Annotated in this window: 10 protein-coding genes; 2 read left to right on the top strand and 8 right to left on the bottom strand. The window is 51.9% G+C overall.

The window, feature by feature from the left end:
* Positions 1-360: 360 nt before the first annotated feature.
* The gene (locus E0E47_RS15745; protein ID WP_172604782.1) at positions 361-798 is read right to left on the bottom strand and encodes an Hsp20/alpha crystallin family protein; all 438 of its coding nucleotides are present in this window, start codon (positions 796-798) and stop codon (positions 361-363) included.
* Between the two features lie 472 nt (positions 799-1,270).
* Here E0E47_RS15745 and E0E47_RS15740 point away from each other — a divergent pair, with 472 nt between their 5' ends.
* Entirely contained in the window at positions 1,271-2,200 is a 930-nt protein-coding gene (locus E0E47_RS15740) for a hypothetical protein (protein WP_130894127.1), read from the top strand.
* Positions 2,201-2,344: 144 nt separating this feature from the next.
* On the opposite strand, the gene thrC is transcribed toward E0E47_RS15740, so the two are convergent.
* From thrC to thrA, 3 genes are read right to left on the bottom strand one after another with little or no spacing between them, the layout of a single operon-like run.
* Complete coding sequence (gene thrC / locus E0E47_RS15735; protein WP_130894126.1) at positions 2,345-3,646, bottom strand: threonine synthase; 1,302 nt, start codon at positions 3,644-3,646, stop codon at positions 2,345-2,347.
* A gap of 13 nt (positions 3,647-3,659) precedes the next feature.
* On the bottom strand, positions 3,660-4,871 hold the full coding sequence (locus E0E47_RS15730) for a cofactor-independent phosphoglycerate mutase (protein ID WP_130894125.1): 1,212 nt from the start codon (positions 4,869-4,871) through the stop codon (positions 3,660-3,662).
* 30 nt (positions 4,872-4,901) lie between these two features.
* Positions 4,902-7,331 carry a bifunctional aspartate kinase/homoserine dehydrogenase I gene (thrA, locus tag E0E47_RS15725; RefSeq protein WP_130894124.1) on the bottom strand — a complete coding sequence of 810 codons (2,430 nt, stop codon included), beginning with the start codon at positions 7,329-7,331 and terminating at the stop codon, positions 4,902-4,904.
* Positions 7,332-7,532: 201 nt separating this feature from the next.
* Between thrA and E0E47_RS15720 the strand changes: the two genes are divergently transcribed.
* Positions 7,533-8,234 (top strand): outer membrane beta-barrel protein, encoded by a 702-nt coding sequence (locus E0E47_RS15720; RefSeq protein ID WP_008624311.1) that lies wholly within the window; start codon positions 7,533-7,535, stop codon positions 8,232-8,234.
* Here E0E47_RS15720 and E0E47_RS15715 read toward each other — a convergent pair.
* From E0E47_RS15715 to E0E47_RS15700, 4 genes are all read right to left on the bottom strand, one after another.
* Complete coding sequence (locus E0E47_RS15715) at positions 8,231-9,829, bottom strand: NAD(P)/FAD-dependent oxidoreductase (protein ID WP_008624310.1); 1,599 nt, start codon at positions 9,827-9,829, stop codon at positions 8,231-8,233. The genes E0E47_RS15720 and E0E47_RS15715 overlap by 4 nt on opposite strands.
* A 22-nt stretch (positions 9,830-9,851) precedes the next feature.
* On the bottom strand, positions 9,852-11,276 hold the full coding sequence (radA, locus tag E0E47_RS15710) for a DNA repair protein RadA (RefSeq protein WP_130894123.1): 1,425 nt from the start codon (positions 11,274-11,276) through the stop codon (positions 9,852-9,854).
* Positions 11,277-11,956: 680 nt separating this feature from the next.
* Positions 11,957-12,970 carry an ABC transporter ATP-binding protein gene (locus tag E0E47_RS15705; RefSeq protein ID WP_130894122.1) on the bottom strand — a complete coding sequence of 338 codons (1,014 nt, stop codon included), beginning with the start codon at positions 12,968-12,970 and terminating at the stop codon, positions 11,957-11,959.
* Positions 12,970-14,010 carry an iron ABC transporter permease gene (locus tag E0E47_RS15700; RefSeq protein ID WP_130894121.1) on the bottom strand — a complete coding sequence of 347 codons (1,041 nt, stop codon included), beginning with the start codon at positions 14,008-14,010 and terminating at the stop codon, positions 12,970-12,972. The genes E0E47_RS15705 and E0E47_RS15700 overlap by 1 nt, the downstream gene beginning before the upstream one ends.
* Position 14,011 lies beyond the last annotated feature (1 nt).

The raw sequence follows: 14,011 nt of genomic DNA, 5'->3' as shown, positions 1-14,011 counted from the left end.
AAAGGTCTGAAAAATGAACCGTCACCATGACCGGACGGAAACAATGGCAAAGCCCATACGTTCATTTTATCCAACAAAACGACCTCGCACCGTGAAATCGCAACACACTATATTCTAATAAATTACAATCTTAAAATCAATCTCCTGAGATTGATTTCCCGTTCTGCGCCAAACGATTTTTCATTCTACGCCAAACGATTTTCCGTTTGGCGCACGATGAAAATGCGCCTTCAAGTCCTCTTACAAACGGAAAGGCGGTATCGTGCCATCACTACCGGGGACAACCCAAAAGAGGATGCCCCGGTACACCCCGAAACATCCCCCTACTTTACCCCTTATGCCAAGAAGGAGAAGAACTGCTTACTGTATTTCAATCACACGGTTCACTTTCGCTTTTTCTTCCGGCGTGCGTTTCGGAAGCGTGATGTTCAACACTCCGTCGCTCACGTTTGCACTGATCTTGTCTTTCTCTACATCATCCGGCAAAACCAAAGCCTGTTGGAACTTGGCGTAAGAAAACTCACGACGCAAATAGCGTTTGTTCTTCTTGTCTTCCTCTTTTACCTCGTTCTTTTTCTCCATCGAGATAACCAGTTCTCCGTCTTCGCCCAAATGGATGGTAAAATCTTCTTTCGTCATTCCCGGGGCGGCCACTTCCACCTTATAGTCTGCGTCGCTTTCTATCACGTTGATAGCCGGTGCCGTGGCGTTTACCTTGCCCATCCATTCATTATCGAAAAAGTCGTTAAACAAACTCGGTAACCAATTCTGTCCATTGTACTTTCTAATCGGTGACATAATCTTCATCTCCTATCTTTTAAGTTTTACATTCATTTTTTTCTTTCCGGACGGCCTTCCTGCCGGTTGCCCCGTCCGCTTGATTAAAATACAAACCCCGTACCCGGCAACTCCAAACTTTCATCGGGCCGCCTGAGATTAAACTTTTGAAAACCTTTTTAAGCCTGTACGGACTGATTTTAAAATTGTGCAATCCTTTTTAGCACCAACTCTTTTTTCCAACTGACACTATTGGCGTAGGAAGCGACAAAATGTCAGCAATCAACGGTTTATCATTTTCTTTCTATTCTTTTTATTTCATTATATTTTACTTCGCAAGGATAAATCCTTATATTTGTAACATGATTATTTTTCTTTCAATCCCCAATCACCCGACGAAGCAGAAATATCCGGTAGGGCGCATCTTCCAGTCGCGAGGAAATGATGGAACGTATCGCAGACATATACATTATTAATATAACAAAAACAGAAAATGAAGAAAATGACGTTCAAAGTTTGCATGGCGGCTTGCTGCGCCGCATTGGCCTTAAGCGCCTGTAGTGAAGAAGATGCCACCCTGCACGGCGTGGCACCGTCGAAAATCGGTACCATCAGCCTGAACACCGGCAAAGACCAAGTGCGCCCCGGCCAACCCCTGACAGCCTACATCGCCCTCCCCACAGGCGGGCAGAACATCAGCGAAGCAACTTACACATGGGGTGTCCTGAACTATCCTTCGGACAAGGAAGAAAACGGCACGGCCTATTTCAGCTTCACCGCACCCGAAGAACCGGGGCAATACAATTTATCGTTTAACGCCCGTTACTTGTTCCTCGGTCCTGACGCGGAAGGCAATATTTACAAGGACATGAGCAGTACGTTAGACTATACCGTCATTACCTGCAACATTTTCAGCAGTTTTTGGAATGATGATATAACCACCACCCTGAAGGTATACCCCCAACTCACGGAAAACGAATCGCAACCCGGCACTTATTTGGGCACATTCGCGGACAAACTGTCCTCCAGTTCTGCCGCCACCATCAACCGTGCCTTCATATTCAACAACGACGTTCTGTCGAAAATCACGGAATATGAAATCTACTCCAATAAGGACGTAAAGACATACGCCAGAAAATTCTATCTCCTGCTGAACTATGCCCAAAGGAGATTCAACATGGAAGTGAAGGCCACATATTACGACGATGCTTCAGTTCCCGGCCTCCATACCCCGATAGCCGAAGAAGACTGGAACAATGAAAATTGGAGGAACGAGATTGGCCAAAAACTCCAAGCCGGTACTCTCCGCCTTTATTGCCAATTACAAGACGAGCATACCCAACTGTGGCTGAGTGCGTTCAACACCAGTGACGGCAGTGGCATCTACATCGTCCGTGACTACACTGCGAATACCATCAGATAAACCTTTCGACATGAATCACATGCTGTGCAATTAGCACGGCAAAAAAACATAAACAAAAAGCATCGCATCCCTGTATGCCATTGCACGTTTCTTCGGGAAACGTCCGGCCATACAGGGACGCGATGCTTTCAACAAACGATAAAACTATTGTTTCATCAAGTATGCCTTGAATCCGGCAAAATCCTTGCCCATCGGGATACTCTTCTTCTCCCCTTTCATGAAGGCTGCCAACTTTTCAGGTATGTCCACCGAGCCACCGATGATATTCTCCACCGTGGCTTGGAACTTGGCCGGATGTGCCGTTTCGAGGAACACACCGCATTCACCCTTACGCAGCCCCTCGCTCAAAGCACGGAAGCCGCAAGCCCCATGCGGGTCGAGCAAGTAACCGTTTGTTTCATAACAAGCCTTTACCGTCTCGGCAATCTGCGCGTCGGTATAAGTCGCCCCGCTGATTTCAGCCGTAATGGCCGCGTGGCTTCCCTTGTATAAATCGTAAATACGGGCAAAATTACTGGGGTCGCCCACATCCATGGCATTGGCGATGGTCTGCACCGACGCACGGGGATGGTATTCTCCCGTCTGCAAATAATTATAGAAGATGTCGTTGGCATTGTTGGCTGCAATGAAACGCTTCACCGGCAAACCCATCACCTTGCCGAACAGTCCGGCCGTGATATTTCCGAAGTTTCCGCTCGGCACGCATACCACCAACTCGTCGGCCTTACCGAGCTTCTTCATCTGGGCGTAAGCGTAGAAATAGTAAAATGCCTGCGGCAGGAAACGGGCCACGTTGATGGAATTGGCCGAAGTCAGCTTCATGTGACGGTTCAGTTCCTCGTCCATGAAAGCGTTTTTCACCAAAGCCTGGCAATCGTCGAACACGCCATCCACTTCGAGGGCGGTAATGTTCTGCCCCAACGTCGTAAACTGGCATTCCTGGATGGCACTCACCTTGCCTTTCGGATAAAGTACATACACGTGGATGCCTTCCACACCCAGAAAACCGTTGGCCACGGCACTCCCCGTGTCGCCGGAAGTAGCCACCAACACATTCACCTGATTGCACCCTTCCTGCTTGATGAAGTATCCTAAAAGGCGGGCCATGAAACGCGCCCCCACGTCTTTAAAGGCTAACGTGGGGCCGTGGAAAAGTTCCAAGGAATAGATGTTCTCCGTCACTTTCACCACCGGACAGTCGAAACTCAACGTGTCGTACACGATTTGTTTCAATGTATCGGCCGGTACATCCTCTCCGAAGAAAGCGTCCGCCACGCGGTAGGCCACTTCTTGAAAAGAAAGGTCCTGTATTTCGTCGAAGAACGACTCCGGAAGATGCCGGATTACCTCGGGCATAAACAAACCTTTGTCGCTCGCCAAGCCTTTCACTACGGCTTCGTGAAGCGTAGCGCGGTCGGCCTTACCGTTCGTACTATAATATTTCATAAAGTATGTTCGATTAATGTTTCATAAATTCACGAATAAACTCATCGCCCCGAAGCAACCCGTAACTTCCGGCTTTAGCAGCGTCCTCATCGAACGTCTGCACGCAGTCCGCCTCTATGCCCGAATAGTAAATGGCAAACGGTATCGGGTCGGGCGTATGCGTACGGTGGGCGCAAGGCGTAGGATGGTCGGGCAACACGGCGATGGCCACCGGCTCTTCCCAACCCTTCACGGCTTCCAAAATCGGACCGATGGCACGGCGGTCCAGATTCTCTATCGTCTGCAACTTCAATTCCACGTTCCCGTCATGGCCGGCTTCGTCGCTTGCCTCCACATGCAGATACACGAAATCACCGTCTTTCAAGGCTTCTATCGCCGCTTGGGCCTTGCCTTCATAATTCGTATCGTACAAACCGGTAGCCCCTTCCACATCTATGACGCGCAAACCGGCATAACGTCCGATACCCCGTATGAGGTCTACGGCGGTAATGACCGCACCCTTTTTGATTTGAGGATAAGTCTCCGTCAACGGGACCATGGCCGGACGGTTGCCGCCGCCCCACGGCCAAATACTGTTGGCCGCATCGCGGCCTTCCTTCATCCGGCGGAGGTTCAACGGATGGTCGGCCAACAATTTCTGCGATTCCAAAACCAAGTGGTTCAGCAAGTCCGCAGTTTCCTGTGCTTCGGGCATTTCTGCCTCCACCAAACAGTCACGGAAAGGCGTGCCCGGCACATCATGCGGAGGCGTACAACGCAGGTGCTTGTTTCCGCCTTTAATGACCAACAGATGGCGGTACTGCACTCCCGTATAAAAATGTATGCGCCCGTTACCTAACTTTTCTTGCAGGAAACGAATCAGCACATCCGCCTCTTCCGTCTCCAACCTTCCGCAAGAATGGTTTTTTATCTTACCTTCTTCAATGCAAATCAGATTACAACGCAACGCCAAATCGTCATCGGCCAATTCGACTCCGATACTGGCCGCTTCAAGTGGGCCACGCCCTTCATACACCTTGTGTTGGTCGTAGCCCAAAATGGAAGAATTGGCCACTTCGCTACCGGGATGAAAACCCTCCGGCACGGTCTGCAACAGTCCGTTGCGTCCCATACGGGCTATCCAATCCATATTAGGCGTATGGGCATATTGCAGCAGCGTCTTATTGCCCAAGGCCGGAACTTTCCAATCGGCCATGCCGTCGCCCAGTATAATAATATGCTTCATCTTTATCTCCTTACCTTAATTATATATATGTCATACGTTGGCAATACTCATGATGTCGGCAAAAACACCGGCCGCAGTCACTCCGGCCCCGGCCCCGTACCCCTGGATTTGCATAGGATACTCCTTATAGCGTTCGGTAGTCAACAAAATTATGTTGTTGGAACCTTCAAGATTATAGAACGGATGTTCGCGCCCTACCTCACACAGTTCCACACTGGCTTTGCCGTTTTCGTAACGGGAAACAAAACGCCAACGTTTTCCTTCGCCCTCCAACACCTTACGCCTCCGTTCGAAATCGGCATCCAGGGAAGGCAGGTTCTTCCAAAATTCATCCAATGTGCCCTGGAAAAACGAATCGGGCACGAACAGGTGCTTCTCCACATCGGACTGCTCGATACGGTAACCGGCTTCACGCGCCAAAATCACCAACTTACGGATGACATCCTTTCCACTCAAATCCACACGGGGATCGGGCTCGCTATATCCTTCTTCCTTGGCCAACCGCACGGTCTCGCTAAACGGGACGTCGGCCGAAATCTTGTTGAATATAAAATTCAAAGTTCCGCTCAATACGGCTTCTATCTTCAAAATCTTATCACCGCTGTTCAGCAAATCGTTCATGGTACGGATAATGGGAAGACCGGCTCCCACATTCGTCTCGAACAGGAACTTCACCCCACGCTTACGGGCTGTAGATTTCAGTTTCTGATAAGTGGCGTAATCGGAAGAGGCCGCAGCCTTATTGGCCGCCACCACGGAGATGTTATGCTCCAGGAATTCCTGATACAGCCCGGCCACATCGGCACTGGCCGTACAGTCGACAAACACGGAATTGAAGATGTTCATGCCAATCACTTCGTCACGCAAGCGGTTTAAATCGCTCGGTGCACTAAGCGTCAACCGTTCACGGCAGTTCTCCAGACCGATACCTTCTCGGTCGAACATCGCATTATGCCCGCTGGCAATACCCACGACCTTAAGCTTCAATCCCCGTTCTTTCTTCAATTTCTCACTCTGCTGCGCCAACTGCGCAATCAAGCTGCTACCCACCGTCCCTACTCCGCACAGAAAAAGGTTGAGGACTTGGTATTCCGAAAGAAAAAAACTATCATGGATGACATTGAGTGTCTTGCGCAAGAACTGTCCGTCCACCACAAAAGAAATGTTCGTCTCCGATGCCCCCTGCGCACAAGCAATCACATTGATACCGCTACGCCCCAACGTTCCGAACAACTTACCGGCGATACCGGGCGTGTGCTTCATGTTCTCGCCCACGATGGCCACTGTAGCCAAACCGCTTTCCGCCGTCATCCTGTACATCGCTCCCGTCTCTATTTCCTTGGAGAACTCCGCATTCAAAACCTCGCAAGCCGCATCGGCATCCGCATCGCGCACACCGATGGAGGTGCTGTTTTCGGAAGAAGCCTGCGAAACGAGGAACACACTGATACCGTTATTGGCCAAAGCCGAGAAAATCCGTCGGTTGACCCCAATGACACCGACCATGGACAAACCTGAAACCGTAATCAATGTCGTTCCGTTTATACTGGAAATACCCTTGATAGGCTTCTGGTCTTCGGCGATGTCGCTCTTAATCACCGTGCCTTTTCCCGAAGGATTAAACGTATTTTTGATGAGAATCGGGATATTCTTTACGCAAACCGGATAGATGGTAGGTGGATAAACCACCTTCGCACCGAAGTTGCAAAGCTCCATAGCCTCTACATAACTCAACTCATTGATGGTATAAGCGGTGGAAATCACCTTAGGGTCGGCCGTCATGAACCCATCCACATCGGTCCATATCTCCAAAAAAGAGGCATCCAATGCCGCTGCAATGATGGAGGCCGTATAGTCCGACCCTCCACGGCCTAAGTTCGTCACCTCTCCGGAGTCGGCATCCGTGGAAATGAATCCCGGCACCAAAGAGACCTTCGGCAAGTCGACAAAAGCCTGTTTGACCAATTCGTGCGTCAAATCAGATGCCAACAACTGACGTCCCGACTTAATCTCTGTCTTAATAAAGGTACGAGAGTCAAACCATTTGGCTCCGTCTATCAACACGGCTACTATATTGGACGACAGCCGCTCCCCGTAGCTGACTATGGCAGCAGATGTCTTAGGCGAAAGGTCACGGATAAGATAAACGCCTTGATAAATGCTTTTCAACTCATCCAACAAGGCATCGATAGTCTCCGACAAACGTTCCTTATTTTCTCCGGAAGGAATTACAGTTTCTATCATCTGGTGATGACGCTCGGCAATCTCGTCAAACTCGGACAGGTAAGACAAGTCTCCGGCCAAGGCCAACTTAGATGTCTTTATCAACTTGTCGGTAATTCCGCCCAATGCAGATACTACGACCACCACAGGCTCCTCTTCAGCCTCAACAATCTTTTTAACACTCAGGATGCTTTCTACGGAACCTACGGATGTTCCCCCAAATTTTAATACTTTCATATCTACGTTTTCTGAATTGGATCTCTTTGCATGCAGGCCCACAACACCTGTCTCGACCGCTCCGAGACCTTAATATTTCAAAGTTGTTCTATCGTTACATAACATCCGCAAAAATAGCAATTATTTATCTAAAAAGGCTTATGAAATAAAATTAATTTGTATTTTTGCCTAATAAATCATCGACATTAAGTATACATTCACATGACAAAAAAAAGTTTTCTTCCCTATATCTTATTACTGTTGATTGCCATGCCGGTGAACGCCGGAAAGGATTTCTATGAAGGAGAACCCGTATATGCGAGCCGTTGGAGGGATTACCGGCGGAGTTCTTACTTCGGCCTGCGTTTCGGTCTGAACGTCCCTACGGTACGATACAAAGGGACAGGAGGAGAAGCACAGACCAACCCGTTACCGCGCTACCACATCGGGTTGGTTTACGGGAACAAGCTCGGAGACGGACTGCCCTTTTATTTGGAAAGCGGATTAATCTACACGGAAAAGGGGACGGAAATAGAAGCCACGGAGGAAGTCGAGTTTAAGAAATGCTACATGAGGTATCTGGAAATTCCCATTGTCCTGAAATATAAGCTCAATACTAACGCCGACGATTTTACCGTGCAACCGTTTTTCGGTGGTTTCATGGCCGTAGGCGTAGGCGGAACGGCCAAACTTTACGATTCCCGTACCAAGATAGACCCTTTCGGAGCCGACCGCTATAAACGCTTCGATGCCGGACTACGGGTCGGCTGCGGCATGGCTTTCCAGAATTTTTATTTTGAAATGGGCTATGACATAGGATTGTTCAATATCGCCGGACGAAATTATAGCGAATACCATTACGACGACTTCGACGGGCATATCCGCACGGGCAATCTCACGATGTCCTTGGGGGTAGACTTCTAACCCCCAAGGTAGGCCGCAGCCGCCTCCGCGCAACGTTCCCCGTCCATCGCGGCCGACACGATGCCTCCGGCATATCCGGCACCTTCGCCACAGGGGAACAATCCTTTCAACCGCACGTGCTGCAACGTTTCGCCATCACGCGAAATGCGGATAGGCGCAGATGTACGGCTTTCCACTCCTATCATCACGGCCTCGTTGGTCAGGAAACCACGGGAGGCTTTGCCGAAACGGCGGAAGCCCTCTGCCAGCCGTGCCGTGATGAACTTCGGCATCCAGAAATGCAAAGGCGAGGACACCAGTCCGGGAGCATACGAACTCGCGGGCAGGTCGTAACTCAAACGCCCGTTCACGAAATCTGCCATCCGTTGCGCGGGAGCCGTCTGCCGGCAATTCCCCTGCTGCCAGTTCTGTTCTTCCAAGGCTTCCTGGAAGAACATCATGGCCAACGGATGCCGCACGTCCGGCTGCCAACCGGAAACAGCCATAAAATCGGCCAGTGATTTCTCCTCCAGATCTTCCGGGTGCAACTCCACCACCATACCGGAATTACTCCATTTCGACCCACGGTTGCTGGGCGACATCCCGTTGACCACCGTCTGCCGGGGACCGCTGGCAGCCGGAACAACGAATCCACCCGGACACATACAGAAACTATACACCCCACGGCCTTCCACTTGTTGCACAAAGCTATACTCCGCAGCCGGAAGATACTTTCCCCGCCCGTTCCGGTTGTGATATTGTATCTGGTCGATGAGGAGCGACGGATGCTCCAAACGCACACCGACCGCCAAGCCCTTGCTTTCGATTTCCACACCATGGGCATGCAACCAACGATAGACATCACGCGCCGAGTGCCCCGTGGCCAGGATGACCGGCCCCCGGAATGTTTTCCCCGTGTTCGTTTCTATCCCCACGACCCTATCTTTCTCTATGAGCAAAGCATCCATACGGGTCTCGAAATGCACTTCTCCCCCACAGTCCAGAATCGTCTTGCGCATATTCTCGATGACTCTCGGAAGCTTGTCCGTCCCGATGTGGGGATGGGCATCTTGCAGGATGGACACACTGGCACCGTGTTGGCAGAACACGTTCAGGATTTTCCCCGCATTCCCGCGTTTCTTGCTCCGGGTATACAACTTCCCGTCGGAATAAGCTCCTGCACCGCCCTCCCCGAAACTGTAATTACTCTCGCTGTCCACTTTATGCTCACGCGATATTTTAGCCAAATCCAACTTGCGGTCGCGGACGTTCTTGCCTCGTTCCACGATGACGGGACGATACCCCGCTTCGATCAGGCGCAAGGCGGCAAACAGCCCGCCGGGACCGGCACCGACCACGACCACCTGCGGTCGTCCCTCCACATTCCGGTACGCCGTACGGACAAATTCATCGTCCTCCGGCTGCTCATTGACATACACCCGTACCTTCAAGTTGACGAATATCGTGCGTTGACGGGCGTCAATACTGCGTTTCAACACTCGAATGGCCGTCAGCGTCCGTTCGTCCTTTCCTTTCTCGCACGCAATGTAACGGCGCAAGGCCTGCTCGTTGGCCGCCGTTTCCGGCAAGACCCTGAGTTGGTATTCTTCTATCATATCCTTATCGTTATCTGTTCGTTTAACCGAAAAGCGCACGGAGCGCCTCTTCCACTTTCCGCACTGGGACAAGTTCTATCTTCAGTTTCGACGTGTCGAATCCCTGCAAGTTGTGACGCGGAACAATCATTCGCCGGAAACCGAGCTTGGCAGCTTCCGCCACACGTTGCTCGATACGGTTCACCGGACGTATCTCGCCGCTCAAGCCGACTTCCCCGGCCATGCAGACACCGCTTTCGATGCCTGTGTCCACATTGCTGCTCAACACGGCGGAAATGACGGACAAGTCGATGGCCGGATCGGTCACTTTCAACCCTCCGGCTATGTTCAGGAACACGTCTTTCTGCGCCAGCTTGAACCCAACCCGCTTCTCCAACACGGCCAACAACATATTCAACCGGCGCAGGTCGAAGCCGGTGGCCGAACGTTGCGGCGTGCCGTAGGCTGCCGTGCTGACCAGTGCCTGCGTCTCGATGAGGAAGGGGCGCACGCCTTCGATGGCCGAAGAGATGGCCACGCCGCTCAGCCCTTCGTGATTCTCGGTGAGCAACAGTTCCGAAGGATTGCTCACCTGCCGCAAACCGTCCTGCCGCATCTCGTAGATGCCCAACTCGGCCGTACTGCCGAAACGGTTCTTGATACTGCGCAGGATGCGGTACATATAATGTTGGTCGCCCTCGAACTGCAACACGGCATCCACGATATGTTCCAACACCTTGGGGCCGGCCAGTGTCCCCTCCTTATTGATATGGCCGATCAATATCACGGGAATGTTGCTCTCCTTGGCGAATTTCAACAACAGCGCAGCGCACTCGCGTACTTGCGAGATACTGCCGGGCGAACTGTCCACGGCCTCGGTCATGATGGTCTGTATGGAATCTATGACCACCAACTGCGGCTGCTCGTTACGGACGTGCAGGAAAATCTGATCGAGCGAAGTCTCGCACACGACCATGCAAGACGAACGGGACAAGAACCCTTCCTGTCCGTCCGCCTTTCCTCCTGCCCTTGGCACCAAACGGTCGGCACGCAACTTCAACTGCCGCGCACTCTCCTCGCCGCTGACATAAAGCACACGCTTGTCCGTCATCTTCAGTACGGTCTGCAAGACCAAAGTGGACTTCCCGATACCGGGTTCCCCACCCAAGAGCACCAATGAGCCGGGCACCAGTCCGCCGCCCAACACGCGGTTCAGTTCCTCGTCGTGCATGTCCAACCGTGGTTCCTCGTCGGTCACAATCTGTCCCACGGGAATGGGCCGCCTACGCAACGGTTCCCCCGGCAACGCCTGGTGAAATCCTCCTGACGCGATGGCCGACACACTCTCCTTACGCACTGTGAATTCCTTAAAAGTATTCCATTCCCCGCACGCAGGACAACGCCCCACCCACTTCGGTGATTCCTGTCCGCAATTCGCACACACATAGACGGTCTTATCCTTTGCCATAGAATCTCCTTGTTCTTTGAAAGGATAAAAGTACAGAGTTTTTCCGGAGTGACCATAAAAATGCGGGAGAAAATTTTTCCAAACCACACGATTGACAAAAAGTTTCCGGATACTTTCGTTTCATCACAAAAGGAAAGCAATTCCGCGTTTTGCAGTTGAAATAAAAAAGAAGATGGAGTGCCGTTTAGAAGCCCGTAAGTTAAAAAAGCGGGAAGAGAACTGATTCTATCCGTCATTTCTGCCCGTTTCGCCTCATTTTTCTGCTGAGAATAAAAAATCGTTTGGCTGAAAGCGATTTTCCATTCTCCGCAGATTGGTGCTTCAAACTCCATTTTTTGGATAAAAACATTCAGGAATATCCCCGAGACAAGAGATGTCAAGCCAGATTTTTTCTCTAACCGACGCTTTTCAACCGCTCTAAAAACAAAAACAAAATGCAAGCTTACTTCGTTTCAAACTTACTCCTCTACAAGCTTCCAACGCCCAATGCCCACTTTTCATTTTCAAAAAGACCGTAAAAACGCCCCGAAAACTTTCTCCATGTACAACCTCAGCTTTCCAAATAGTGCGCATTCTCCCATCATGTTCCCTTCCGGGCACAAATACGCCATTCTCGCCACTTCCAAACTGACGTTTTGGCACTCTGACACTTTGTCTGTTTACCACCCGATGCAGGCCCGTCATAACGGGCGCAACATTTCGGCCAGTCCGGCAAACGAACAAAAGCGGGAGGAGATACCGTTTTGTGTCCATACCATATCCTGCGGACTGATGACTGCAAGACTCGCTACCCCCTCTCCGCCCTCGTCCGGCGCAATGGGGCGGAAACCGTGCCGCACCAAAAGGTTCTGTGCCCAATAACGCAAAGCCTCATCGGCTGCTTCCAGACGAACCACCCGGTTGTTACGGTTCTCCGGGGCGTAGATGCCGCGAACCGCGTCGAAACGGATGGACGTGCTGCCAAACAGCCGGTCCATCGCCCCCGACAGCACCAAATCCTCGGTCGTCCCGCACAGCATCTCGCGTTCCTGCGTCATCAACCATAAGCGATCGGACATGGCCAAGGCCTGGTCCACATCGTGCGTGGAAAGCAAAACGGCCTTCCGTTCTTCCACCGCCAGTTTCCGGAGCAGGCGCATCACCTCCATACGGCTTTCCACATCCAGAAAAGCCGTAGGTTCATCCAAGAGAATCAACGGGCATTCTTGTACCAGCACCTTGGCAATCATGGCTTTCTGTCGTTCCCCGTCGGACAACTCCGCCACATAACGACGTGCCTTTCCGGCCATGCCGACCTCTTCCAACGCCCACCATACCAAGGCTTTGTCGGCAGAAGCCAGACGGCCGAAAAAACCGGTGTACGGTTGACGCCCCAAAGCCACCAGTTCGTAAACGGTCAGCCCGCCTGCCTGCATGCGGTCGGTCAACACCACGCCTATGATCTTGGAACGCTCATGTGCGGTATAAACATCCAAAGGCCGTCCCATGAGCACCAGACGACCGGACAAAGAAGGCTGCATGCCTGCCAACGTACGCAACAAAGTGGATTTCCCGGCTCCATTGCATCCTAACAAACAGGTCAGTTCGCCGCCCGACAAACTGAAATCCAACCCTTGATGCACTTCCGTCAACTGCTTTCCCTGGCGGTACCCCGTAGCAATCCGTTCCCCTTCGAGCACTATCTGCTTTCCCATTAATTGAAATACTGTATTCTACGTTGGTTCACAATGACATAAATAATCACCGGCGCACCCAACACGGGTGTCACTGCATTCAGGGGGAGAAGTCCCGCCTCACCGGGCAGGATACAAATCAAATTGCAAAGCAAGGCCACCGCCCCGCCGCTCAACAACGTCACCGGCAAAAGGGCATTGTGGTTCGACGTCCCCAACAGCAACCGGGCCACATGCGGCACAGCCAACCCGATGAACGACACCGGGCCGCAAAAAGCCGTGACCACAGCCGTCAGGATTCCCGTAACCACCAACAACATGCTGCGCGTACGACGTACATTCACCCCAAGGTTCTCCGCGTAACGTTCTCCCAACAACAAGGCATTCAGCGGCTTAATCAACAGGATGGACATCAGCAACCCGAGTGAGGTGAAAGCCGCAAACCACGGCAGTTGTTCCAACGAAACGCCCCCGAAGTTGCCCATCCCCCAAACCATGTAAGAGTGCACGCCTTCGGCCGTGGCGAAGAAATTCAGCAAGGAAATGGCCGACGAGGCCACGTAGCCCATCATGATGCCGGCAATCAACAGCATGACGCTGCTACGTATCAGCGTGGAAAGAAAAAGAATCACCCCCATGACCAACACGGCACCGACGAAAGCACCGGCCACCACGGCCAGAAAACCGGAAAAAGAGAAAGTGCCGGCCGACACCATTCCACCTCCGGCCAACATGACCAAGGCCACCCCGAGACTTGCCCCCGAACTGATACCCAAAATCGACGGGTCCGCCAACGGGTTGTTGAACACCGTCTGCAACATCAGGCCCGAGGCGGCCAAGGCGGCCCCACAGCACCAGGCCGTCACGCACAAAGGCACGCGGGATTCCCACACGATGAACGACCAAGCTTCGTTTTCCACCGTCCCACCCGTCAACGCGCCCCAGACCGCTCCGGCCGGAATGTCCACCGAACCGAGCAGCAGGTTAGCCGCCGCCAACATAAAAATGACGACGACCAATATCCCTCCGCACACATATCCTTTACGCTCCACCGGAATCATC

The organism is Paraprevotella xylaniphila YIT 11841 (assembly GCF_900683745.1).
GTDB classification, from domain to species: domain Bacteria; phylum Bacteroidota; class Bacteroidia; order Bacteroidales; family Bacteroidaceae; genus Paraprevotella; species Paraprevotella xylaniphila.
This window is presented reverse-complemented; position numbering and strand designations above follow the sequence as displayed.